12 protein-coding genes and 1 pseudogene are annotated in these 24995 nt (G+C 74.4%); 4 read left to right on the top strand and 9 right to left on the bottom strand.

Annotated features, from left to right (window positions below; translation table 11 throughout):
• Positions 1-20: 20 nt before the first annotated feature.
• From dpgB to DEJ43_RS02350, 8 genes are all read right to left on the bottom strand, one after another.
• A complete protein-coding gene (gene dpgB, locus DEJ43_RS02385) occupies positions 21-731 on the bottom strand; it encodes an enoyl-CoA-hydratase DpgB (protein ID WP_015031700.1) in 711 nt (236 codons plus the stop codon).
• Positions 732-809: 78 nt separating this feature from the next.
• Entirely contained in the window at positions 810-1895 is a 1086-nt protein-coding gene (gene dpgA / locus DEJ43_RS02380) for a 3,5-dihydroxyphenylacetyl-CoA synthase DpgA (protein WP_015031699.1), read from the bottom strand.
• A gap of 129 nt (positions 1896-2024) precedes the next feature.
• Positions 2025-4874, bottom strand: a complete 2850-nt coding sequence (locus DEJ43_RS02375) for a helix-turn-helix transcriptional regulator (protein WP_015031698.1) — start codon at positions 4872-4874, stop codon at positions 2025-2027.
• Between the two features lie 186 nt (positions 4875-5060).
• On the bottom strand, positions 5061-6581 hold the full coding sequence (locus DEJ43_RS02370) for an MFS transporter (protein ID WP_051025816.1): 1521 nt from the start codon (positions 6579-6581) through the stop codon (positions 5061-5063).
• A 46-nt stretch (positions 6582-6627) separates the two neighbouring features.
• Positions 6628-7278 (bottom strand): isochorismatase family protein, encoded by a 651-nt coding sequence (locus DEJ43_RS02365; protein WP_015031696.1) that lies wholly within the window; start codon positions 7276-7278, stop codon positions 6628-6630.
• Between the two features lie 24 nt (positions 7279-7302).
• Positions 7303-7830 (bottom strand): flavin reductase family protein, encoded by a 528-nt coding sequence (locus DEJ43_RS02360; protein WP_015031695.1) that lies wholly within the window; start codon positions 7828-7830, stop codon positions 7303-7305.
• Positions 7831-7986: 156 nt separating this feature from the next.
• Positions 7987-9672 (bottom strand): NAD(P)/FAD-dependent oxidoreductase, encoded by a 1686-nt coding sequence (locus tag DEJ43_RS02355; RefSeq protein ID WP_015031694.1) that lies wholly within the window; start codon positions 9670-9672, stop codon positions 7987-7989.
• A gap of 36 nt (positions 9673-9708) precedes the next feature.
• On the bottom strand, positions 9709-10986 hold the full coding sequence (locus DEJ43_RS02350) for an NAD(P)/FAD-dependent oxidoreductase (RefSeq protein WP_015031693.1): 1278 nt from the start codon (positions 10984-10986) through the stop codon (positions 9709-9711).
• Positions 10987-11256: 270 nt separating this feature from the next.
• On the opposite strand from DEJ43_RS02350, the gene DEJ43_RS02345 reads away from it, so the two are divergent.
• Both DEJ43_RS02345 and DEJ43_RS02340 read left to right on the top strand, forming a co-directional pair.
• On the top strand, positions 11257-17967 hold the full coding sequence (locus DEJ43_RS02345) for a type I polyketide synthase (RefSeq protein ID WP_015031692.1): 6711 nt from the start codon (positions 11257-11259) through the stop codon (positions 17965-17967).
• Between the two features lie 16 nt (positions 17968-17983).
• Positions 17984-21946 (top strand): annotated as a pseudogene (locus tag DEJ43_RS02340) (type I polyketide synthase); the annotation flags it as partial.
• Here DEJ43_RS02340 and DEJ43_RS02335 read toward each other — a convergent pair.
• On the bottom strand, positions 21935-22630 hold the full coding sequence (locus DEJ43_RS02335; RefSeq protein ID WP_015031690.1) for a 4'-phosphopantetheinyl transferase family protein: 696 nt from the start codon (positions 22628-22630) through the stop codon (positions 21935-21937). The pseudogene DEJ43_RS02340 and the gene DEJ43_RS02335 sit on opposite strands and share 12 nt — an antisense overlap.
• Positions 22631-22663: 33 nt before the next feature.
• Between DEJ43_RS02335 and dpgD the strand changes: the two genes are divergently transcribed.
• Both dpgD and DEJ43_RS02325 read left to right on the top strand, forming a co-directional pair.
• The gene (dpgD, locus tag DEJ43_RS02330; protein ID WP_015031689.1) at positions 22664-23467 is read left to right on the top strand and encodes an enoyl-CoA-hydratase DpgD; all 804 of its coding nucleotides are present in this window, start codon (positions 22664-22666) and stop codon (positions 23465-23467) included.
• Positions 23468-23569: 102 nt separating this feature from the next.
• Entirely contained in the window at positions 23570-24967 is a 1398-nt protein-coding gene (locus tag DEJ43_RS02325) for an MFS transporter (RefSeq protein ID WP_079179220.1), read from the top strand.
• Positions 24968-24995: the final 28 nt, after the last annotated feature.

Genomic DNA, 24995 nt, shown 5'->3' with positions numbered 1-24995 from the left:
CGCCCCTTCCCCGGCGGCCATCAGGCGTTGCCGCGAGCGCCGGCGAACTCGTCCCTGGTCCGGCGCAAGGTCCGGTCGCAGGCGGCGAGATGCTTGCCCAGCGCCTCCTCGAAGGCGGTCACCCCGGCCTCGCTCACCAGCTGCCGCCGGATCGCGAGCTCGGCGGCGTCCAGCCGCGCGAACCGTTCGGCGAGCCGGGCGGCGACGGCCGCCGGATCCTTCGCCGTCTGGTCGAGCAGCCCCAGGGACAGCGCACGCCGCGCCGAGAGCTCCGCGCCGAACAGGACGAGCCGGCGGGCGACGAGACCGCCGAGCTGATGGGTCAGGCGGTGCACGGCCATGCCCGCCCAGACGCCGCCGTTGTTCACGGGCACGGCGATCCGCGCGCCCGGCGCGCCGATCCGGTGGTCGGCGGTGAGCAGCACGTCGAGCGCCGGGCCGCTGCACACCCCCTCGACGGTCACGATCTTGGCGAACCGGCCCTGTTCGAGCCGCCGCAGGGCCCGCTCCCAGCGGCTCACCACATCGATGCCGACGTCACCGGGCCAGTTCTCCGCGGGGCCCGTGCCGTGCAGCCGGATCACGGCGCTCGACGCGCCCCCGGCGTCCTCCATGCGGTCGCAGAGCGCGGTCACGTCCGCGACCAGCAGCGGGCACAGCGGACGGGTGCTGTCGATGTCGAGGACGGTGTCGGGGGCGGCCGGAGCCTGCGCGAGATCGGAAGAAGACATGACTGTGTCCTGATCGTCGGTACGGACAGAGGGAGTGGGTGGTACGAGGAGTCCGGCGCCCGTGGCGGGGGCCGCGGCTCAGTAGCGGACGAGCGCCGTCTCCAGGGTCGACCCGGGGCCCATCGTCATGAGGACGCCGTAGTCGCCGGGGCGGGTCACGCCCTCCCGCAGCAGCTGCTCGTACGAGAACAGGAAGGAGCCGCTGGAGAGGTTGCCGTAGTCGCGCAGCACGTCCGTGGTGTGCCGGACGTCGTGCCGGGTGAGGCCGAGGTTGACCGACACCGAGTCGATGACCTTCTTGCCCCCGGAATGCACCAGCCAGTGTGCGATCTGACTGCGCCGCAGCCCGGTCCCCTTGAGCAGGTCCGTGACGACCTCCTCGGCGTGCGCGCCCACCACGTACGGCACGTCACGGTCGAGGAAGAAGCTGAACTTGCCCTGGTCGTCGTCCCAGTCGTAGCGCATCGCGTCGACCGCGTCCGGCACGATGCGGCTCGCGTACTTCAGCACCTGCGGGCCCGGCCGGTCCGGGGCGTGCGACACGGCGATCGCCGCGGAGCCGTCCCCGAACAGGCTGTTGACGACCGAGGTGCGCATCGTGCCGTCGAAGACGTACGCCGCCGAGCACACCTCGACGCACACCATCATGGCGATCCGGCCCGGGTTGGCCGAGGCCCAGCCGGTGGTGGCGTTCAGGGCGTTGAGGCCGGCGTTGCAGCCCATCCCGACGATGTCGAGGCGGCCGCAGTCCGTGGGAATGCCCAGCTCGCGGATGAGCAGCGCGCTGAACCCGGGCGTCAGCAGGCCCGTCGAGGTGACGCACACCAGATACCCGATGTCGCTGACGGCGGCGCCGATGCGCTTGAGGCAGGTCTGCAGCGCCCGGGCGCCCAGCTCCGTGCCCCGCACCTTGTGCTTGGCGAGCAGTTCGCCCTGGGTCTCCATCCGGGGCCGGCCGTCGTCGCCGTACGGCGGAACGTTCAGGAAACGCCGTTCTATCGCACTGTTGAGGAACACCGAACGGATACGCGGATCCTCGATGTCGTACAGGTCGAGGAGGTCCTCCTGGGAATAGGAGGAATCCGGGTTGGCGGTGGCGACTCCCAATACGGTCGGCCCGCTCCGCGTGGCGGCCCAAGGGGTCGTGCGTTCACTGAGGATCATTCTGACTGCCCCTCGATCAAGTCGGTGGAAAGGCCCTCGATGCTCTGTGAAAGACTCGCGGAGTCAGCCTAGCCACGGAATGCGGAACACTGGAGACCCCTCCTTCTGTGAAGGTCGTCACCGGGCTCCCTAGGGGGAATAGGGGGATGAATGAGAAAAGGCATCGGCGAGTAAGGGGTCGGTACGCGGCGAACCCGCCGTCGAATTCACCCCCGACGGTTCTTCCTCGTCCTCGAGAAATCCCGGAAGGTCCGTGCGGCTGCGCACCCCGAGTTTCCGGTAGACCTGCGTCAGATGCTGCTCGACCGTGCTCACCGTGATGCACAACCGCTGGGCGATCTGCCGGTTGCTGTGCCCCCGCGCCGCCAGACCCCCTACCCGCCGCTCGGCGGCGCTCAGCTCCGCCGCCTGCTCACCGCCGAGCACACCACCGGAGGCCCGGGGGCCGCCGGAGCGGCCAGGACCGCCGGACGCGGCCCCGGCCGGCGGCGTACTCGCCGCGCCCGGCCGCAGGACCCGCGCGAGCCGCTCCGCGTGACACTCCCGCGCCGCCCGCCACGCCCGCCGCAGCACCGGCCGGGCGCGGCGCGAATCACCGGCGGCGGCATGGGCGTTGCCCAGATCGGCCAGCGCGTGCGCGAGCTCCACCCGGTCACCCGCCGCCTGCAGCGCCTCCACGGCGTCGCCCAGCAGCGGCGGCCGCTCGTGCGGCTCCAGCGTCGCCGCCAGCTGCCGCAGCGCCCGGCCGAGGGTGCGCTCGTCGTCGACGGGCAGGCCGTCGAGCTGCTCCTCGAGCAGTGCGCGCGCCTCCGCCCGGCGGCCGAGCCGCACCATCGCCTGGGCGGCGTCGATCCGCCACGGCAGCTGACGGGGCCCGTCCGCCGCCCAGTCCCGCAGCAGCCGGCCGCAGGCCCGGAAGTCGCTGAGCGCCGCGTACGGCCGGTCGATCGCCAGGTGGTACTGCCCCCGCGCCCGCAGGTACCGGAGCCCGAACGGCGTCTCCATCAGCGCGGCCGGCAGTGGGACGTTCAGCTGCGCGGCGGCCTCCTCCAGCCGCCCCGTCTCCACGGCCGTGACGAGCAGACAGGCCAGCGGCGCTCCGGCCAGGACGCCCCAGCTCGCCGCCGACGACTCGGCCAGGGCCTCGGCGGCGAACGTGCCGGCGGCCGGCAGCTCGCCCCTCAGCAGCGCCGCGTCGGCGCGTGCCGCGGTGACCAGTCCGCGCCAGTCGGGTCCTTCGTGACCCGCCGCGTCCGCGAGGACCGGCAGGCACCACGGCGCCACCGTGGCCAGCCGCTCGGGCCTGGCCAGGGCCAGCAGCCCCAGGGCGATCCGGGTCAGCGGCTCGTCGGTGCGCAGACCCTGCCAGAGGTGGTCGCCGGACACCGCCCCTTCGCCCCGCACCGCCGCGAGCACCGTGGCCACCAGGGAGGGCGCGGAGCCCGGCGGGGGCGTGCGGACGGGGGCCGGGGACCGGGTGGTGCGGTGGTGCCGCTGCGCCGGGTAGCAGAGCTCGAGGCAGGCGCGCACGGCTCCGAGCTCCGCCGCGTCCGGCCCGGATTCCGTCCTGGCGAGCCGGTCGAGGGCGGTGGCCGCCTCGTCCACCCGCCCGTGCCACAGCAGGTGTTCGAGCACGGAGAGGGACTGGCGGTCCGTCAGGTGGCCCCGGTGCAGGGCGTCCGTGAGCTGCCCGAGGTGGCGTACGACGCGGGCGGGGTCGAGGCGCCACTCGGCCTCGGCGAGCACCGCCCGGCTCACGGCCCGCTGCTGCTCGTCGTCGGCGAGGGTGTGGGCGAGCTCCAGGCAGTCGACGGCGAAGTCGACCTGACCGCCGGCGGTCGCGCGGGCGGCGGACTCCTGGAGCACGGCGGGTGCCCAGGGCTCGTCGGTGTCCCCGGCGGCGATGAGCTGGAGGGCGACCGAGACGGGCGGGCCGCCGTCGGCGTGCAGCAGGGCGGCGGCGCTCCGGTGCCAGGCGACGCGCCCGGCCGCGCCGAAGTCCCTGAGGACGGCGGCCTGGGCCACCGGATGCCGGTAGCGGCCCTCCCGCAACAGCCCCGAGGTGCCGAGGAGTTCGAGGAGGGCGCGGGTCTCGATCGCGCCGAGGCCGGTGAGCCGGGCGACCAGGTCCGCGTCCGGCGCCTCCCCGATGACCGCGACCGCCCGGGCCACGGCGAGCGCGTCGGGACCGAACCGGTGGAGGCAGCTCACGGCCCGCTCGGCGAACCGGTCACCGACCACGAGGGCCGTGGGCGGCTCCGCTCCCGCCGCCCGGGCGTGTGCCTCCCAGTCCTCGGCGAGCGCCCGTACGAGCAGCGGGTTGCCTCCCGTGACGGCGAAGGCGCCCGCGGCGAGACTGTGCGCCACATGGGCGTCGAGGTCGTGCGCGAGCAGGGCCGCGACCCCGTCGCAGGACAGCGGGTCGAGCCGGATCTGCGTGCAGTACGGCAGCCGCGACAGCTCGCCGCGGACGTCGGCGTGCCGGGAGCCGGAGCCGTCCTGGTCGCTGAGGACGAGCATCACCCGGGCGCGGCGCAGCCGCCGGGCGAGGAAGAGCAGACAGCGCAGCGAGTCGGTGTCCGCGTGCGACACGTCGTCGACGCCGAGCAGCAGCGGATCCTCGGCGCTCATGTCGAGGAGGATCCGGGCGACCCCTTCCAGGACCTGCGGACCGGCCTCGCCCTCCGGCCGGCCGGGGCGGCCGATCAGCGCCTCGGCCCGCTCCGCGTACGCGGCGCCGGCGCCGTGCAGGAGCTGGCTGAGGAGGCCGAAGGGCAGCTGCCGCTCCTCCGGCGAGGCCGCGGCGCCCAGGAAACGCACCCGGGGGCCCGCGACCCGCTCCGCGAAGGTGTGCAGCAGCTCCGTCCTGCCGACCGCCACCGGGCCCCGGAGCACGACGACGCTTCCCGCCCCGTCCAGACACCTCTCCAACAGGGCTGACAGCTGCGTGAGGTGACGCTCCCGCTCGACCAGCACCATCCGTGTGCACCTCCTCGCGCCGCGACGGGTTCAGTCTGCGCGCGGCCGTCTGAAGGAGTGCTGGACGTTCTCTCGGGGGCCCTGACCTGGAGGGTCCGGGCCAGCGCGGCGGCGCGCACGGGCGCGCACACGACGGACCGGCCGCGCGGGGGAGAGCCCGCACGGCCGGTCGGATGGTGGGGTGGCTCAGCCGCGGCCGCCCCGGTCCGCGGGAGCCGCCTCCCCGGCCCGTACGTCGGAGCGGGCGCCCGCCCCGCCGCCCGGACGGGGCGCCGGGCCGGGCACGGGGCCGGGGCTCCGGCGGGGGAGGAGGAACACGGCGACGAGGACAGCGAAGACGAGCAGCGCGCTGTTGGCGGCGAACACCATGCCGTACCCGGAGGTGAGCCGCTCGCGCACAGAGTCCGACGCGGCGGCACCCGCCGTGGCGGCGGCCGCGACCGCGCTCATCGAGGCGAGGCCGATGCTGCCGCCGAGCTGGCGGGCGCTGTTGAGCAGGCCCGACGCCATCCCGGCCTCGTTCGGGGCGACCCCCGCGGTCGCCGCGTTGGCGATCGGGACGAGCAGCGGTCCGATGCCGAAGCTGGTCACGAGGGACGGCCCCAGGATGTCGACCAGGAAGGTGCCGTCGGGCCTGATCCGGCTGAACCAGAACATCCCGATCGCGCCGATGACGCCGCCGACGATCAGCAGCTGCCGGGCCGGGAACCGGGCGAGCAGCTTGACGGCGTACAGCGAGCCCACGACGAGGCCCAGGCAGAAGGGCAGGAAGGCGAGACCGGCGCTCAGCGCGCCCATCCCGAGGACCTGCTGGAGGTAGAGCGAGACGAAGTAGAAGGAGGTGAAGATGTTGATGGAGACCATCATCATGTAGAGGTTCGAGGCGGAGACCGACCGGTTGGTGAGCACACCCAGCCGGAGCAGGGGTTCCTTGGCGTAGGTGCCCTCGTAGACGAAGAACCCGGTCAGCAGGACCGCCGCCACGATCAGGCTGCCGATCGTGGTCGTCGAGCCCCACGGCTCGGTGTCGGTCCTGACCAGTGCGAAGACCAGCAGCGACGTGCCCAGCGTGGCCAGGACGGCGCCGACCACGTCGAGCCGCCGGGCCGTGTCGCCCGCGCCGGCCGCCGGGACGTGCCGGGTCGCGAGCCAGGCGCCGACGAGTGCCATCGGGACGTTCACCAGCATGACCCAGCGCCAGTTGATGTACTCGGTGAGCAGCCCGCCCACCACGACGCCGACGGCCGCGCCGCCGGCCGTGACGGCGCTGTACACGCCGAGGGCCTTGCCCCGCTGTGGTCCCGCGGGGAAGCTCGTGGTCAGGACCGCGAGCGCGGCCGGGGCGATGAGCGCCGCCCCGACGCCCTGCGCGGCGCGCGCGGCGATCAGCTGGCCCGGGTCCTGGGCGAGACCGCCCAGGAGCGAGGTGATGCCGAAGAGCGCGAGGCCGAGCAGCAGCAGTGGCCTGCGGCCGAATCGGTCGGCGGCCCGTCCGCCCAGGAGCAGCAGTCCGCCGAAGGTGAGTGTGTAGGCGTTGACCACCCAGGACAGTCCCGACTCGTCGAAGCCGAGCGCCGTCCGCATCGACGGCAGAGCGACGTTCACCACCGAGACGTCGAGCGAGACCATCAGCTGGGCGACGGAGACCGTGGCCAGGATGCCCCCGGGGCTTACGGCCCGTTCCTCTCGTGCCGAGTTTTTGTACATGTAAAAATAGTAGCCACGCGGAATGGGCTTGTCGAGCGGCATCCCCCTACCGGAACCCCTGTCCGAGCAGCTCCGCCGTGAGCTCCCCGGTCGGCTTCACCACCGCGCAGCAGCTCGCCGCCCAGGCGAGCGCCGCCCGGTGCTCGCGCTCGCTGAAGTCCGCGACCGCGTCGGCCGCGAGGAACACCTCCAGGTTGTGGCTGAACGCGTCGAGCGCGGTCGTGACGCCGCCGAGATGGGCGTACACCCCGCAGATCAGCAGCTGGTCACGGCCCTCGGACCGCAGCCGCCGTTCGAGACCCGAACCGAAGAAGGCGCTGTAGCGCCAGGCGGACAGCACACAGCCGCTCGCGTCCGGGGCCAGCTCGTCCACGATCGCCGCGTCCTCCAGGACGTCGTCGAGGCCCTTCCCCCAGAAGTCCGTGAGGAGGCCGCGCTCGCCCGGCGCCTGGGTGCCGGGCTGCACGGTGTGCACGACCGGCATCCGCAGCCCGCGACAGGTCGCCAGGAGGGCGGCGCAGTTGGCGAGCAGCGGGGTCAGCGGCGAGGCGCCGCGGACGTACGGCCGTAGGAAGAAGCCCTGCATGTTCAGCACCAGCAGGGCCGAACGCCCGGGATCCGGGCGCCAGTCGACCCGGTTCGCGGAGAGCGGGTCCGGGTCCGGCATCGGGTAGGGATCGATCACGGTGACGACCATGGTCCGCCGTTCCCTCCGCCGCCGTCAGGAGATGAAGTCGTACGACAGGAAGCCGTTCTCCGCGTCCTCCGCCCACGATCCGTACCGGCGCATGCCGTACAGCAGCGGCCACGGCCGGCTCAGCGCGGTGACCAGGGTGACCCGCGCCATCACCACCACGTGGTCCCCGACGGGCTGTTCGGCCGTGACCGTGCAGTCGGCGATCGTGTGCGCCGCCTCGACCAGATGGGCGCCGCCGTCCGTCGCCGCGACCCACGCCGAGCGGTCGAACCGGTCCACGGCACCCGAGCCGAACAACTCGGCGGTGGCGCGCGCGTGTTGGTGCAGCAGGTTCACCGAGAACGACCCGCTGTCCAGCACCGCGCCCAGGGTGGGGCTGCCGGCGCGCAGACAGACGAGCAGGGTCGGCGGATCGAGGGCGACGCTGCACAGCGAGGTGCAGGTCATCCCCCAGGGGACCCCGTCGGGGGAGATCGCCGTCACGACCGAGACGCCCGTGGGGAATCCCGCCATCAGACGGCGCAGATCGGCTTCGTACCGCTGGTGCGACATGGGTCCTCACTCGCCTCGGTCACGGGGACGCGGACTGGGAACGGTCGGGAACGGTGGGGAACGGTCGGAAATCGATGTGAAGGGGCCGGACGGCCCGCGGCACAGCCCTCGGCACGGCACGGCGTGTGGCGCCGTGCCGTGGCCGCAGGACCCGGGTCAGTACCCCCCGCCACCGCTCCCGGACTCGGCCTCCTTGGCGAGCGCCATGCCCCGGGCGGCGTTCAGCATGCGCTCGCCGATCTCCGGCGGGGCCTGGGTGCGCGACCACTCCTCGGCCGCCTCCATCCGCTCCCGCGTCATGTTGAAGCAGCGGTTCTCCGGCAGCCCGAACTTGTCGGCGTGCGCGATGAAGTCCACTTCCTTCTGGATGTACTCGTGGATGCGCGCCGCGGCGTCCGCCGGATCGACGTCGCCCGCCTCGACGGCCTCGCACAGCTCCCGGGTCAGCGTGCCCATCCGGACGAAGCTCTCGCTGATCGGGAGGGGCGATCCCGGGTTGCCCGAGCGCTCGGTCTCCAGGAAGACGTCCGGGTCACCGGTCTCGCTGTACCGGTAGTAGGCGTCCTCGACCATCATGTTGCCGCTCATCGTGCCGAGCATCCACGTCCGGTTGACGGCGTTCCACAGCTCGTAGTGCCCGAAGCCGACGAACGAGCTGTAGACCAGGTCGTCGTGGAAGTCGAACAGACCCTGCTGCAGGGCCTCCACGTGGGCGAACCGCTCCTTCGACCAGTCGCCGTCCCGGGAGGCCGCGATGAGCCGCCAGCCCAGGGCGTTGACGAGCTCCAGGGTGTTGGCGAGGCCGCGCGAGTACAGCGCGTCGATGAATCCGGCGGCGTGCGAGGTCAGGCAGTACCGGTCGCCGACGACCGTCCCGGCCGAGTACTGGAGCCGGCCGGTGGAGACCCACGGACGGACCGCCTTCGCGCCCTCGAACTGCCAGGCGATCTCCGGGAACCGGGCGAGGAAGTCCTCGAACTCCCGCTCCGGCGGCAGCTCGCCCTTCGGGTACTTCCGCGGGTCCAGCGTGAGGCCCACGCTGCACAGCGGGTTGCGGGCCGCGTCGTGGTTGTCGAAGGGGATCACCCAGAGCCAGCCGCCGTCGAAGACGTGGTGCAGCGTGCCGTGGTGCCACGGACTCGGCTGGTCGTGCTCCCGCGCGGTCGGCGAGTCGTCGAAGGGCTTCACCCCGATCATGTGGGTGAACAGGCAGCGCGAGTGGGTCCTGGCCCGCGTGGGCGTCTCGCGCAGCTCGAACTTCTCCGCCAGCGGCGAGCGGAACCCGCTGCCGTCGACCACGTAGGAGGCCCGGAACTCCTCGCCGTGCTCGGTGCGCAGCACCGCGCCCTCGTCCGGGTCGATCTCGATGTCGGTGACCCGGGTCGCGAGCCGAGCGTCGGCGCCGTACCTGACCGCCACGTGGAACAGGTGCGCGTCGACGTCCTGCCGGAACAGATGGGTCTCGGTGCGCAGGTCGAGCGGAACCACCAGTTGGTTGATCTCCCGCGGGTTCTGCGGCTGCCCCTCGCGGTGGTAGACGAAGCCGAAGTTCTGCTTCTGGCCGCAGTTGGGGGAGATCTCCTCGATGGTCCCCTTGTAGTTCGACAGCGCCTTCAGCTCGGGCACGTCGTACCGCTTGGCGATCAGCCGGGCCAGCCCCGAGGTGTACGGGATGGTCGACTCGCCCACGGCGAAGCGCGGGTGGGTGCCCGCGTCGAGGATCAGGGTCCGCACCCCGTTGCGGGCGAGCACCGCGCCCAGCATGCCGCCGGCCATGCCGCTGCCGAGGATCGCCACGTCGTACCGGTCTGCCGCCGCGGGGGCGGAGTTCTTGCCTGGCACCAGTTTTTCCTTCCCTTGGACGTTCGGCCGGTCGGCTCAGTTCTCGGTGGTGGCGGAGAACTCGGGCTCCGGTACGAGGTCGTCGACGGTGATGTTCAGGGCGAGGTGCTTGCCGCGCAGGCCGGCGAGGAGGGTGACGAAGTCGTTCGCCGGGGTGTTCTTCTCCTCCGGGTCGATGATCGACTGCGCCAGCTTGTGGTAGTCCTCCTTCTTCAACGACCGGTCGTAGAAGCGCTCCACGAAGGACCGGACCTCGTTGAAGAAGCTCAGGTAGGCGGTGGCGTACCGCTTGAGCGCCACCTCCTCGATCTCCGGGTACTGGAGGACCTTGTCGATCACCCGGGACAGGATGGAGCCCGCGGTCGTCGCGAGGGCGACCCCGGTCGAGATCAGCGGGTCGACGAACGCGGCCGCGTCACCGACGGCGGCCCAACCCGGCCCGAACACCGTCTGGTTGGTGTACGACCAGTCCCGGGCGCTGCGGAAGCCGGCCGACTGGCGCGCGTCCCGCAGCATGTGCTTCAGCTTGGTCGTCTTCTCGACCTCGTCGCGGAAGAGCTGTTCGAGGTTCTGGTCGCTCTCGCCGGCGACCGAGCTCGGCGTCACGAAACCGACGCTGACCGTGCCCTTGTCGAGCGGGATGCCCCAGAACCAGCCGTTCTCGATGCCCTCGATGAGGATGTTGGTGTACTGGTCGCCGGGCAGCCGCTCGCAGTTGTCGAAGTACGTCCACACGGCGACGTTGCGGAGCTTGTCGTGCCAGTGGATTTCGGAGTACCGGCGGGTGAGGACCCGCGCCTGGCCGGAGGCGTCCACCACCATGGCGGCCTTGACCTCGTACGTCTCCTTGCCGCCGCGCACCGCGAAGCGCACGCCGGTGACCCGGCCGTCCTCCTCGACGGGCTCCTTGACCGTGGCGTCCTCGACGACGAACGCGCCCAGCTCCCGCGCCCGGTCCAGGATCATCGCGTCCAGGTCGGCCCGCCGGGTGTGGTACGCGAACGGGTAGTCGCCGCCGTCGACGAAGGAGAAGTCCCAGGCCGCCTGCTCGCTTCCCCAGACGAACGTGCCGCCGTATTTGCGCTCGAATCCGCGCTGTTCCATCCGCTCGGTCAGCCCCATTTCCGCCATGGGGGCCATCACGACCGGAATCAGCGATTCGCCGACGTGATAGCGCGGAAAACGCTCGCGGTCGAGAATCAGCACCTGGTGACCGCGCTTGGCGAGAAGCCCGGCGGTGGTGGCACCGGCCGGGCCACCACCGATGACGATGACGTCGAATTCAGTGGGTATGCCGGTGAGAGTGGACGGCATGCTCGACCTTCCCGATCCGAAACGTGCCGAGACCCGCCGGAGCGGGCATCCACGGCACTGTGTTGGCTGGACCCAGTCAGGTTCGACGAGACGGGCTGAACGCCTTCTGCACGGCCTCTGGACGACTCCTTGGGGAATCCGGAACAGCCGCTGAATCGGGGGAATAATTAGGGGTTGTACTCGCCGACCTGCGCTTTCTAGCGTTACGCCAGGTGTGCTCGCCGGCCACGGCAGGCCGGCGGGCGAGCTCGAGCAGGCAGGAGCGTACGAGTGACGCAAGTCGATGACATCCGGCCCCTATCAGCGGTATTGCGGGCCCATGCGCTCGACCGTCCGGACAAGGTCGCCTTCGCCGACGAGGAGCGCCACGTCACCTACGCACGGCTCGCCGAGCGTACGGGGCGGCTGGCCGGCCATCTCGCCGGGCACGGACTCCGGCGCGGCGACCGGGTCGCGATCCTCCTCGGCAACAGCGTCACGACGGTCGAGAGCTACCTCGCCGTCACGCGCGCCGCCGCCGTGGGCGTACCGGTCAACCCCCAGTCGTCGGACGCCGAACTCGCGCACCAACTCGACGACAGCGGCGCCCGGTTCGTCATCACGGACGGCCCGCACCTCGACCAGGTCGAGCGGCTGCGGGCCACCCGCGAGGGCATCCGGGTGGTGCTCGCACGGGGGTACGGCCCCGGCGGCGGCCCGCACGGTCCCGGGCCCGAAGCGCCCGCCTCCGAGGGCGCGCCCGCCCTGGACGGGACGTCCGCCCCGGACGGGGCACCCGGCCCCGACGGGCCGCTCTCCTTCGAGGAGCTCGCCGGGAGCGAGCCGGCGCAGGCCCCCCGGGACGACCTCGGGCTCGACGAACCCGCCTGGATCCTCTACACCTCCGGCACCACCGGCGCCGCCAAGGGCGTCGTCTCCCACCAGCGCGCCTGCCTCTGGTCGGTGCGCTCCTCCTACCAGGGCGTCCTCGGCCTCGGACCCGACGACCGGCTGCTGTGGCCACTGCCGCTGTTCCACAGCCTCGCGCACATCCTCTGCGTCCTCGGCGTGACCGTCAGCGGCGCCACCGCACGCATCCTCCCCGGCTTCGGCGCCCGCGACGTCCTCGACGCCCTGCGGGCCGAGCCGTGCACGATGCTGCTCGGCGTCCCGTCGATGTACCTGCGTCTGGTGGCCGCGGTCGAGGCCGTGGAGGAGGCCGGCGGCAGCGTCCCGAAACCGCGCCTCTGCGTGGTCACCGGCGCGGCGACCGGCCCGGAGCTCGCCTCCGCCGTCGAGCGCGTGCTCGGCGCGCCGCTCGTGAACAGCTACGGCGCCACCGAGACCTGCGGGGCGATCACCCTGAGCCGCCCCGACTCCGAGCGCCCCCCGGGCACCGTCGGGACCGCCGTGCCCGGCAGCGAACTGCGCCTGGTCGACCCCCGCACCGGCCGCGACGCGCGGACCGGTGACGAGGGGGAGGTCCTCGTCAGGAGCCCGGGTCTGCTGCTCCGGTACCACGACCGGCCCGAGGAGACGGCCGCCGCGCTCCGCGACGGCTGGTACCGCACCGGGGACCTGGCGCGGCGCGACGCCGCGGGGCGTCTGACGATCACCGGCCGCGTCAAGGAACTCGTCATCAGGGCAGGGGAGAACATCCAGCCCGGCGAGATCGAGGACGTCCTGCGGACGGTGCCCGGCATCGCCGACGCGGCGGTCACCGGCCGCCCGGACGAGGCCCTCGGCGAGGTCCCCGTGGCGTACGTGGTCCCCGCGGCCGGCGGCTGGTCGCCCGCAGAGGCGCTGGCGGCGTGCCGGGAACGGCTCAGCTACTTCAAGGTCCCGGCGGAGCTGTACGAGATCGCCGCCCTCCCGGTCACGGGCTCGGGCAAGGTCACCCGCCGGGCGCTGCCGGGCCTCCCGGCCCGCCTCCGGGCCCTCGGCACCGGCCACCACGAGCGGCTGTGGCGTACGACCTGGGTCCAGTGCCCGGCTCCCGACGCGGCGGCGGAACCGGCGGGCGCCGCACGGTGGGCCGTGATCGGCGCGGAGGTACCGGCGTTCGCCGAAGCCGTACGCCGAAGGGGCGGCGTCGCCGAGACCTTCCCGGACCCGGCGGCGGCCCGCGCCGCCGGGCCCTTCGACGGACACCTGCTGACGGCCCCCGCTCCGGACCCGGACGCGCCGGCCGAGGCCGCCGCCGAGTCGCCCCTCCGGACGGCGGAAGGCCCGCCCGCGGCCCGGACCCTCCTCCTCACCCGCTCCGGTGTGTCCACCGGCCCGGACGACACACCGGACCCGACGGCCTCGGCCGTACGCGCCCGGCTCCTGGCCCGGGGCGGGGACGGCACGGTCCTGGTCGACCTGGGCCCGGAGGACCCCCGGCCGACCGGTGGCCTCGCCGAAGCCGAAGCCGAAGCCGAAGCCGAAGCCGAAGCCGACGGCGCCTTCGCGGGCGCGGCGGCCCGGGACGCCGACACCGGGGACGCCCCCGGCTCGGACGTACCGAGCCCGGACGTCGAGGCCTGGCTGGCGGTCCTGTCGGCGCCCGCCGGCGAGACCGAGTTCGCCTTACGGTCCGGGGCGGCGCTCGTCCCCAGGTTGGCCCGGGTGCGGGCGGCGGGAGAGGTCGCGCTGCCGTCCGGCGGGCCCGGTGCCGCGCTGGTGACCGGGGCGGGCACCGGGATCTCCCGCGTCCTCGCGACCCATCTCGTCGTGAACCACGGCGTCCGCGACCTCGTCCTGGCGGACGCCGGGGAGGAAGGTGATCCCGGCGCCGTCGCCACCCTGGCGGCCGACCTGACCGGGCTCGGCGCCACCGTCACCGTACGGACCGGGCGCCCGGACACGGCCGAGCGCGCCTCCGCGCTGCTCGGCGCGCTCGGGCCCGACCGCCCGTTCGCCCTGGTCGTCCACCCGGTGACCGCCCCCGCCGACGCAGAGGCGGCGGGCCGGCTGCTCGACCTGACCCGCCGGAGCGAAGGCACGACCCTCGTCCTGTGCGGGAGGGCCGCCCCCGGCGACCCGTCCGAGGCCGCGGCCGCCGCCCACGCCGCCGCGCTCACCCACGACGTCGCCCACGCGACCTTCCTGGCCTTCGGCCCGGTCGCCCCCGACGCCCCGCAGCCCGGCCTCGCCGCGCTCACCGCCCGCGAGGCGGGCGACGCGCTCGACGCCGTACGGGCCACGGCCGGCGGCCCCGCGCTCGTGCTGCGTACCGACCCCTGGACCCTCCGGGCCCCCGGAGCCGAACGGCTGCGCCGGATGCTCCCCCGGTACGCCGAGGACACCGCCGCCCCCGCGGCCCTCGACGAGGGGCTGCGGGAACGCCTCGGGGTTCTCCCCGGCAGGGCGCGGCAACGGGCCCTGACCGCACTCGTACGGGAGGAGGCGGCGGGTGTCCTCGGGCTCGACGCCCCGCGGCGGATCGACGCCGGCCTCGCCTTCACCCGCCTGGGGCTCACCTCCCTCACCGCCGTCGCCCTGCGCGACCGGCTGGCCGCCCGGACCGGTCTGCGGCTGCCCGTGACCCTGGCCTTCGACCACCCGACGCCCGCCGCCGTCGCCGCCGTCCTGGACGGCGAACTCTTCGGCGCGCGGCCCGCGACGGACGCGGCCCGGCGGACGTCCGAGGACGCCGGCACGTCCCACCGGACCGGCCCCCGCCACGACGCCCACGACCCGGTCGTCGTCATCGGCATGAGCTGCCGCTACCCCGGCGGCATCGCCTCCCCCGACGACCTGTGGCGGTTCGTCGCCGAAGGACGGGACGCGATCGGCCCGTTCCCCACCGACCGCGGCTGGGACCTGGAACGGCTGCTGAGCGGCGACGGCACCGCCCCCGGCACCTCCGCCACCGGCTCCGGCGGGTTCCTCGACGCGCCGGGCGACTTCGACGCGGCGTTCTTCGGCGTCAGCCCGCGCGAGGCCCTCGCCATGGACCCGCAGCAGCGGCTGCTCCTGGAGGTCGGCTGGGAGGCGGTCGAACGCGCCGGGATCGACCCCACGTCCCTGCGGCACACGGACACCGGCGTCTACGTGGGGCTGATGTTCCACGACTACGCCCAGCACACCGGCGACCTCCCCGAGGACCTGGAACGACTCCTCGGCACCGGCACGGCGGGCAGCGTCGCCTCCGGACGGCTCGCCTACACCCTGGGGCTCAACGGCCCCGCCCTCACCGTCGACACCGCCTGCTCCTCCTCCCTCGTCGCCGTCCATCTGGCCGCGCAGGCCCTGCGCCGTGGCGACTGCTCGCTCGCCCTCGCCGGCGGGGTCGCAGTGATGGCGACCCCGAGCACCTTCGTGGAGTTCAGCCGGCAGCACGGCCTCGCGGCCGACGGCCGCTGCAAGGCCTTCGGCGAGGGCGCCGACGGCACCGGCTGGTCCGAGGGCGTCGGCGTCGTCGCCCTGGAGCGCCTCTCCGACGCCCGCCGCCACGGCCACCCGGTGCTCGCCGTGATCCGGGGGAGCGCCGTCAACCAGGACGGCGCCAGCAACGGCCTGACCGCGCCGAGCGGACCCGCGCAGCAGCAGGTGATCCGCCGCGCCCTGGCCGCCGCGGGCCTGACCCCCGGCGACGTGGACGCCGTCGAGGCGCACGGCACGGGGACCGTGCTCGGCGACCCGATCGAGGCCAACGCCCTCCTCGCGACCTACGGCCGGGGCCGGGACCCCGAACGCCCCCTGCTGCTCGGTTCGTTCAAGTCCAACATCGGGCACGCCCAGTCCGCGGCGGGCGTCGGCGCCGTCATCAAGATGGTGCAGGCGATCCGGTACGGCGAGCTGCCCAGGACCCTGCACGCCGAACGGCCCACGCCGGCCGTGGACTGGTCCGGCGGAGCCGTCCGTCTCCTGCGGGAACACACCCCCTGGCCCGTGACCGGCGACCGGCGCCGCGCCGCCGTGTCCTCCTTCGGCGTCAGCGGTACCAACGTCCACCTCGTCCTGGAACAGGCCCCCGAGCCCGACGCGCCGCCCGCCCTGCCGCCGGCCGTGCACCCCGACACCATGCCGGTCCTCCTGTCGGCCCGTACCCCGTCCGCCCTGCGCCGTCAGGCCGAGCGCGTCCTGGACGCGGTCCGCGCGGACCCGGGCCTGCCCGTCCCGGACCTCGCGGCCGCCCTCGCCACCACACGTACCGCCTTTCCCCGGCGTGCCGCCTTCGTGGTGGAGGGCCGGGCCGAACTGGAGCGTCGACTGCGGTCCTTCGCCGACGGGGAGGACGGCGGCGCCGAACCGGACGAGGTGCCCGCCGAGCCCTCGCTCGCCATCGGGTTCACCGGCCAGGGCAGCCAGCACCCGGGCATGGGAAGGGAGTTGTACGCCGCCTTCCCGGTCTTCGCCGAGGCGCTCGACGCGGCCTGGGCCGCCCTCGATCCGCATCTCGAACGGCCGTTGCGGGATGTCATGTGGGCGCCCGACGGCACCGCGCGGGCCGCGCTGCTCGACCGTACCGACTTCACCCAGGCCGCGCTGTTCGCCCTGGAGGGGGCCCTGTACCGGCTCGTGGAGTCCTGGGGCGTCGTCCCCGACGTGGTCCTCGGGCACTCCGTCGGCGCGCTGACCGCCGCACACGCGGCCGGGGTGCTGTCGCTCCCCGACGCCGCCTCGCTCGTCGCCGCCCGGGGCCGGCTGATGGCCGCGCTGCCGCCCGGCGGCGCGATGACCTCGATCGAGGCGACCGAGGACGAGCTCCGCACCGAACTCCGCGCCACCGACGGGGTGTTGGCGATCGCCGCGGTGAACGGCCCGCGCTCCGTAGTCGTCTCAGGGGAGGAGAAGGCGGTACGGACCGTCGGCGAGGCCTTCCGGGCCCGTGGACGCCGGGTCACCGCACTCCGGGTCAGCCACGCCTTCCACTCGCCCCTCATGGACCCCATGGTCGAGGAGTTCAGGGCCGCAGCCGCGCGCGTCACCTACCGGCCGCCGCTGCTGCCGATGATCTCCGACCTCACCGGACGGCCGGCCGACCCCGCCCACCTCAGGTCGCCCGACCACTGGGTGCGGCACGTCCGGGAGACCGTGCGCTTCGCCGACGCCGTACGCGCCCTGCCGGGCCAGGGCGTCACCGCCTTCCTCGAACTCGGACCCGACCGGCAGCTCACCACCATGGCGGCCGCCGGCGCCCCCGGCTCGGGACCCGCCCTCTGCGGCGGACTGCGCCGTGGCCGCTCCGAGGTGCGCTCGCTCCTCGACGCGGTCGCCCAGGCCCATGTGCGCGGAGTGCCCGTCGACTGGCGGGAGTTCTTCGCCGGGGGCCCCACCCGCCCCGTCGACCTGCCCGTCTACCCCTTCGAGCACCGGCGGTACTGGCTGGCCTCCGCACCGACCCGGACCGGCGGCGCCACCTCCGTACCGGAGGCACCCGCGCCGCCGACCGGCGACACCCCGGGCCCGGACCGGCTCCGCGCCGACCTGGCCCCCCTCACCGACGACGAGCGGGAGCGGCGGCTGACCGATCTCGTACGGGGGGAGATCGCCGCGGTCGCGGGCTTCGACGGCCCGCACGAGATCGAGGCGCACCGCAGCATGACCGACCTCGGGCTCGACTCGGTCTCCGCCGTGGACCTCAGCACCCGACTCGGCGCGCGCACCGGACTCGACCTGCCCGCCTCGCTCGCCTTCGACCACCCCACGTCGACGGCCATCGCCCGCCACCTGCTCGCCGCCCTCCGGACACAGGGCCTCACCCCGGAATCCGGGCAGGACGCCGGAACCGACGGCGGGACGGAAGGCGGGAAGCACGCCGGGATCCGGGCGGCGGAAGGCACCGTCTTCGGCGCACTGGCCCGGCTCGAAGCCTCCGTGGACCGCGACCGCCCCGACGCCGCCGCCCGCGACCGGCTCGTCGAACGGCTCCGGGCCCTCACCGCACGGCTCACCGAAGGGCCTGCCGGCGGCCCGAGCGCCGACGACACCTCGATCGGCGACCGGATCGGCGAGGCCACGACGGTCGACCAGCTCTTCGACCTCATCGACAACGAACTGAAGGGACCCTGACGTGACGGGCACCGAGGAGAAGCTGGTCGACTACCTCAAGAAGGTCACCGCCGAACTGCAGGAGACCCGCAGGCAGTTGCGGGGCGCGCTGGCGGCGAGCCGGGAGCCGATCGCCATCGTCGGCATGGCCTGCCGCTACCCCGGCGGCGTCCGGACGCCCGAGGCCCTGTGGCGGCTCGTCCTGGACGAACAGGACGCCATCTCCGGCTTCCCGACGAACCGGGGCTGGGACATCGACGGCATCTACCACCCCGACCCCGACCGGCCCGGCACGTGCTACGCCCGGGAGGGCGGCTTCCTCCACGACGCCGCCCTGTTCGACGCGGAGTTCTTCGGGGTGTCGCCCCGCGAGGCCCAGGCGATGGACCCGCAGCAGCGGCTCCTCCTGGAGACCGCCTGGGAGGCGTTCGAGCGGGCCGGGATCGACCCGACCTCGCTGCGCGGCAGCGACACGGGCGTGTTCGCCGGGGTCGTCCACCACGACTACGCGACGGCCCGGGTGCCGGAGACACTGGAGCCCTATCTCGTCACGGGCCTCTCCGGCGGCGTGGCGTCGGGCCGCATCGCGTACACCTTCGGCTTCGAGGGTCCCGCGGTCACCGTGGACACCGCCTGCTCCTCGTCCCTCGTCGCCCTGCACCAGGCGGCGCACGCACTGCGCTCCGGAGAGTGCGAGCTGGCCCTCGCGGGCGGTGTGACGATCATGGCGACCCCGCGCGCCTTCCTCTCCTTCAGCCGGCAGCGCGGCCTGTCGCCCGACGGACGCTGCCGGGCGTTCGGCGCGGGCGCCGACGGCACCGGCTGGGCCGAGGGCGCGGGCATGCTGCTCGTCGAGCGGCTGTCCGACGCCCGGCGCAAGGGCCACCCGGTGCTCGCCGTCCTCCGCGGCTCCGCGGTCAACCAGGACGGCGCCTCCAACGGCCTCTCCGCCCCCAACGGCCCCTCGCAGCAACGGGTCATCCGCAAGGCCCTGGCCCACGCGGGCCTCGCCGCCCGGGACGTCGACGTCGTCGAGGGGCACGGGACCGGGACGAAGCTCGGCGACCCGATCGAGGCGCAGGCGCTCCTCGCCACCTACGGCCAGGAGCGCGACGCGGGCCTCCCGCTCCACCTCGGCTCGATGAAGTCGAACGTGGGCCACTCCCAGGCGGCGGCCGGGGTCGGCGGCGTGATCAAGATGATCGAGGCGATGCGGCACGGCATCCTGCCGAGGACCCTGCACGCCGACGAGCCGACCCCGCACGTCGACTGGTCGGCCGGCGACATCGAGCTCCTGACCCGGCGGCGCGCCTGGCCCGAGACGGGACGCCCGCGCCGGGCGGCGGTGTCGTCGTTCGGCATCAGCGGCACCAACGCCCACGTGATCCTGGAGGCCCCACCCGAGGAGCCCGCCAGGGACGCCGCGGAGACCCGCCCCGAGGCGCGGTCGCGGGAGGCCGCGGAGGGCCGCCGCGAGGCCGCCGGGCAGGGCCGGACGGAGACCGGGCCCGGGCCGTCCGCGACCCCTCCCGAGGCGCCCGGCCGCGCCCGGCCGCCGGTGCCCTGGCCGCTCTCCGGGCGGGACGCCGGAGCGCTGCGGGACCAGATCGGGCGGCTGCGGGCCCATCTCGACGCGGCTCCCGCCGACCCCGAGGACGTGGCCCACTCGCTCGCGCGGCGCGCGGTCTTCCGGCACCGGGCGGTGCTCCTCGCGGCGCCGCAGGCGCCGGCGGGCGGCTCCCCCCGCGCGGTCACCGGCGTCGCGCGCCCCGGCGGCACCGCGCTGCTCTTCTCCGGCCAGGGCAGCCAACGCGTCGGCATGGGCAGTGAGTTGTACGAGACGTACCCGGTCTTCGCGGAGTCCTTCGACGCCGTCGCGGAGCACACCGGACTGCCCCTGAAGGACGTGGTCCTCGGCGGGACCCCGGACGGCCTCCTCGACCGCACGCGCTACGCCCAGCCCGCGCTGTTCGCCGTCGAGGTGTCCCTGTTCCGCCTGGTGCGCGCCCTGGGCCTCGACGTCCGGGCCGTGGTCGGCCACTCGGTGGGCGAGATCGCCGCCGCCCACGTCGCCGGAGTGATGTCCATGGCGGACGCCTGCCGCCTGGTGGAGGCGCGCGGACGGCTGATGGACGCGCTGCCGCCGGGCGGCGCCATGGTGGCCGTGGAGGTCACCGAGGCCGAGGCCTCGGCTGCCCTGGCCGGCCTGGAGGACCGGGTCGCCGTCGCCGCCGTCAACGGTCCCGCGTCCACGGTGCTCTCCGGCGAGGAGGGCGCCGTCCTCAAGCTGGCCGACGCCTGGCGTGAACGCGGCGTCCGCACGCACCGGCTGACGGTCAGTCACGCCTTTCACTCGCCGCTCATGGAGCCCATGGTCGACGCCTTCCGCGAGGTCGTGGCGGGCCTGGACCTCCACCGGCCCACTCTGGCCGGACTGCCCGCCGAGGTCGTCGACCCCGAGTACTGGGTGCGGCACGTCCGCCGCCCGGTGCGGTTCGCCGACGCCGTGGCGCGGGCCCGTGAGGCCGGCGCGGTCCGCTGGCTGGAGGTGGGGCCGGGCGGCGTCCTGACCGCCCTGGCCCAGCGGATCGTGCCCGACACCGAGGAGCACGTCTTCGCCGCGGCGCTGCGGACGGACCGGCCGGAACCCGAGGCGCTCCTCGTGGCCCTGTCCCAGGTCCACGTGGACGGCGGCACGGTCGACTGGAGCGGGCTCTGTGCCGGGGGCAGGCTGGTGGACCTCCCCACGTACCCCTTCCAGCGACAGCACTACTGGATCGAGGACCAGCCCCTGCCGCCGACCGCGCCCAGACCGGGGACCGCCCCGTCCGGCACCGGGACCGCGGCGGAGGGGGCGGCGGCCGCCGAGGTCCCCCTCTCCGAGCGGCTCGCCCGGCTGACCGGCGCGGAACGGCTCGCCGCCGTGCGCGAACTCGTCCTCGCCGAGGCCTCGGAGACCCTCGGCCACACCGGCACCCTGATCACCGCCGACCGCACCCGGCAGGAGCTGGGCTTCGACTCGCTCACCGCGATCGAACTCCGCAACCGGATCAGCCGGACCCTCGGCGTCCGCCTCCCCCCGACGCTCGTCTTCGACCACGAGGACCTGGGCGAGATCGCCTCCTTCGTCGACGCCCGCCTCGACGACGCCGCCACCGGCCGGTCCACCGGCCACGGCCCCCTCGGTGAGGACGGCTCCGGCCTGCTCACGGAGCTCTTCAGGGAGGCGGCGGCCGCCGGCCGGCTCGACGACGCCGTGACCCTCACGGAGGCCGCCGCCCGGATGCGGCGGACCTTCACCGACGCCGAGGACCCGGCGGTCCGGCGCACCCCGGTCTGGTTCGGCCGGGGGCCGGCCCGCCCCACGGTCGTCTGCCTGCCGTCGTTCAGCGCGATCGCCGGCGTCCACGTGTACGCCCGGTTCGCGGACGCCTTCGGCGACGGCTGGCGGGTGGCCGCGCTGGCCCATCCGGGCTTCGTCCCCGGCGAGCCGCTGCCGGACTCCGTCGACGTCCTGGCCGAGCTGCACGCCCGCACGGTGCTCGACACGGTCGGCGCGGACCCGTTCCTCCTGGTCGGACGCTCCGCCGGCGGCTGGGTGGCCCACGAGGTGGCGGCCGTCCTGGAGCGGATGGGCAGGGCGCCGGACGGTGTCGCCCTGCTCGACACCCCGGCCCGCGCCGACGACCCGCGCGGGCACGCGGTGATGGTCGGCGGCATGCTGGAGCGCGACAGCCGGCTCGTCACGATCGACGACTACCGGCTGACCGCGATGGGCGGCTACTCCCGGCTGTTCCGGGAGTGGAAGCCCGAACCGATCGCCGCCGCCACCCTGCTGGTGCACGCCGCCACCCCCTACGGGGCCGACGAGGCGCGGATCGCCTCCTGGGACCTCCCGCACCAGGCGGTCAAGGTGACGGGCGATCACTTCACCATGCTGGAGCGGCACTCGGCGACGACGGCCGAGGCGGTCGAGCAGTGGTCACGGTCACTGCTGTGAGAGGGCGACGGCCGCCGCGTACGAGTGCCCGACCGGGACGTCGGTCAAGGACCAGCCGGGTACGGCGGCCGGCCCGGGCCCCGTCCCCACGTAGGTCCGTTCGAGACCGCCCGCCAGTCCCTCTCCCGTGCCCTTGAGGTAGGCCTCCTTGCGTACCCAGCACCGCGTGAACGCGGCCGTACGGACCTCCGGCGCCAGCCGGGCGAACTCCTCGCGCTCCCGCGGATGCAGGGTGTCGGCCACCAGGTCCGACACCCCGGCCGCGGGGAACGCCTCGACGTCCACGCCCACGGGCCGCCCGGCGAGCCCGACGAGCACCAGGTCCTCGCTGTGGGAGAGCGAGAAGTGGATCCCGCCGTCCCGCACGGCCGGCCGGCCGTGCGGACCTCCGCAGAGGGGACAGTCCTCCCTGACGAACACCACCTCGTCCGGCGGCGTCCCCAGGTAGTGCCCGAGCAGCCGCCGCAGACCGCCGTGCGCGGCGAGGTACCGCGTCCGGTCGGCCTCCCGCAGCAGCGCCGCCGACCGCTGCCGTTCCCCGGCGTCCAGGAGTTCGTACGCGCCGGGGTCCGCCGTCACCGGCACCAGCCAGAGCGCCACCGACCCGTCCACGACGGGCGGCACGGACGGGTCCGGCCCGGCGCCGGCCCGCAACACCCGCACGGGGCTGATCTCCGAGGTCATGCCGCCATTCTGCACCGAAGAGAGGACCGACGGATGCTCGACGACCTGCGGTGCGTCCGCTACGAGAAGCGCGGCCACGTCGCGTACGTCACCCTGGACCGTCCGCACGTGCTGAACGCCACGGACCTGCGGACGCACGCCGAACTGGCCAGTGTCTGGGACGACTTCGAGGCCGACGACGACCTCTGGGTCGGCGTCCTGACCGGTGCGGGCGAGCGCTCGTTCTCGGTCGGCCAGGACCTCAAGGAGCTCGCCGGCCGGGACGAACGGGGCACCCCGCCCGCCACGTTCGGCAGCCGCGGCAAACCCGGCTGGCCCCGGCTGACCGAACGGTTCTCGCTGTTCAAGCCGTTGATCGCCCGGGTCAACGGCTACGCCCTGGGCGGCGGTTTCGAACTGGCCATGGCCTGCGACATCGTGATCGCCGCGGAGCACGCCGAGTTCGCCCTGACCGAGGCGCGACTGGGACTCGTGGCGGGCGCCGGAGGGGTGTTCCGGCTGACCCGGCAGGCGCCCTTCCGCGTCGCCATGGGACACCTGCTCACCGGCCGCCGGATGACCGCCGCCCGCGCGTACGAACTGGGCCTGGTCAACGAGGTCGTCCCGGCGCACCGCCTCGACGCCTGTCTCGACGGCTGGCTCGAGGACGTCCTGAGCTGCGCGCCGCTCGCCCTGCGGGCGGCGAAGGAGGCCGCGACCGTCTCGGCCGGCCTGCCGCTGGAACGGGCCTTCGCCACCCGGTACGTCTGGGAGGAGCGGCGCATGGTCAGCCGGGACGCGGTGGAGGGCCCGCGGGCCTTCGTGGAGAAGCGCCCCCCGAAATGGACCGGCACCTGACGGAACAGCCCCCCCCCGCGACGGGCCGGCACCTGACGGAACAGCCCCCCCCCGCGACGGACCGGAAGCCGACGGAACCACCCCCACGGAAAGGCCAACGCCATGCGTCTCCACTCCGCTCCGGGCCCAGGACGGGCCGGGGCACCGCCACCGCCGGCGCGGCTGAGCGTCCAGGAGTTCCTCGACGAAGCCCCGATGGGACCGAGACAGCGGCTCGTCGCCCTGATCGGCCTCATGGTGATGATCGCCGAAGGACTCGACATCAGCATCGCGAGCTTCGTCTACCCCCACCTCATCCGCGACTGGGGCACCTCGATGAGCGCGGTCACCACCACCGTGACCGCCGGGGTGCTCAGCATGGCCGCCGGCGGAGCCGTCGCCGGACCGCTGGCCGACCGGTACGGACGCAAGGGCGTGACCGTCGCGGGCCTCCTCCTCTTCGGGGCGGCCACGGCGGCGATGGCCCTCACCACGACCGTGGGACCCTTCGCGACCCTCCGCGTCGTCGCCTGTGCCGGGCTCGGCGCGGTCGCCCCGGTCGTCATGGCGGTCGTCGCCGACGCGACACCGGCCGCCCGCCGCGCACCCGTCGTGGCGCTCGCCTTCGCGGGCGTCGCCGCCGGGACGGTGGCGGGCGGACTCTTCGCCTCGACCGTCATCCCGGGCCTCGGCTGGCCCGCGGCCCTCGCGATCTGCGGCCTCGCCCCGCTGCTGCTGATCCCCCTCGTCGTCGCCTACGTCCCGGAGTCGGTGAGCGTCCTGCTCGCCCGTGGCCGCCCGGCCGAGCGGATCCGCGAGACCCTCGCGCTGCTCGCCCCCGGCCGGGACACCTCCCACGTCGACCTGACCGGCGCCAGGGACCAGGAGCGACAGCCACGGCAGCGGGTCGGCGCCCTCGTGCTGTCCCGCGCCTTCACCGGGACCACCCTGCTGATCTGGTTCTGCTACTTCGTCCTGCTCGGCGTCGTCTTCCTGCTCCTCAACTACCTTCCGCTGCTGGGGGAACGGGCCGGACTCACGGCCGCGCGCACCGGTTTCGCCGTCGGGCTCTTCGGCGCCGGGACCCTCTGCGGACAGCTCCTCGCCTCGCTCGGCCTGCGGCGGTACGACCGCTTCCGCGCCCTCGCGCTGGCGTCGTCGCTCAGCGCGCTGGTCGTCGGCGTCACGGCGGCCGCACGCACCGGCCACACGGGGATGTTCGTGCTGGTGGCGGTCCTCGGCGTGTGCCTGGGCGCGTCCCTCGGCGCGCTCCAGGCGGTCGGGGCGCTGGCCTACCCGGCGACGCTGCGGGCGACCGGCATGGGCTGGATGAGCGGCTGGGGCCGCCTGGGCACGCTCGCCAGCGGAGTGCTCGGCGGGGTGCTCATCGGCGCCGGCTGGGGCATCTCGCAGCTCTTCCTGCTGCTGTGCGTCCCTCTTGCCGTCACCGGGGCTGCGGCCCTGGCACTGCGGCGGGAGGTCACGCGGCGGGGCGGGGGCGTCGAGGGCCCCCGCCCCTGAGCGGTGCGCGGGGGCGGCGCCCCCGGCG

Source organism: Streptomyces venezuelae ATCC 10712 (genome assembly GCF_008639165.1).
GTDB classification, from domain to species: Bacteria; Actinomycetota; Actinomycetes; order Streptomycetales; family Streptomycetaceae; genus Streptomyces; species Streptomyces venezuelae.
Note: the sequence above shows the minus strand (reverse complement) of the source record. Positions and strands in the feature narration are given on the sequence as shown.

Excerpts from the sequence above, each read along its gene's own strand:
- dpgB (WP_015031700.1), bottom strand. The coding sequence starts at position 731 with ATGTCTTCTTCCGATCTCGCGCAGGCTCCGGCCGCCCCCGACACCGTC.
- dpgA (WP_015031699.1), bottom strand. The coding sequence starts at position 1,895 with ATGATCCTCAGTGAACGCACGACCCCTTGGGCCGCCACGCGGAGCGGG.
- DEJ43_RS02375 (WP_015031698.1), bottom strand. The coding sequence starts at position 4,874 with ATGGTGCTGGTCGAGCGGGAGCGTCACCTCACGCAGCTGTCAGCCCTG.
- DEJ43_RS02370 (WP_051025816.1), bottom strand. The coding sequence starts at position 6,581 with ATGTACAAAAACTCGGCACGAGAGGAACGGGCCGTAAGCCCCGGGGGC.
- DEJ43_RS02365 (WP_015031696.1), bottom strand. The coding sequence starts at position 7,278 with ATGGTCGTCACCGTGATCGATCCCTACCCGATGCCGGACCCGGACCCG.
- DEJ43_RS02360 (WP_015031695.1), bottom strand. The coding sequence starts at position 7,830 with ATGTCGCACCAGCGGTACGAAGCCGATCTGCGCCGTCTGATGGCGGGA.
- DEJ43_RS02350 (WP_015031693.1), bottom strand. The coding sequence starts at position 10,986 with ATGCCGTCCACTCTCACCGGCATACCCACTGAATTCGACGTCATCGTC.
- DEJ43_RS02335 (WP_015031690.1), bottom strand. The coding sequence starts at position 22,630 with ATGACCTCGGAGATCAGCCCCGTGCGGGTGTTGCGGGCCGGCGCCGGG.
- dpgD (WP_015031689.1), top strand. The coding sequence starts at position 22,664 with ATGCTCGACGACCTGCGGTGCGTCCGCTACGAGAAGCGCGGCCACGTC.
- DEJ43_RS02325 (WP_079179220.1), top strand. The coding sequence starts at position 23,570 with ATGCGTCTCCACTCCGCTCCGGGCCCAGGACGGGCCGGGGCACCGCCA.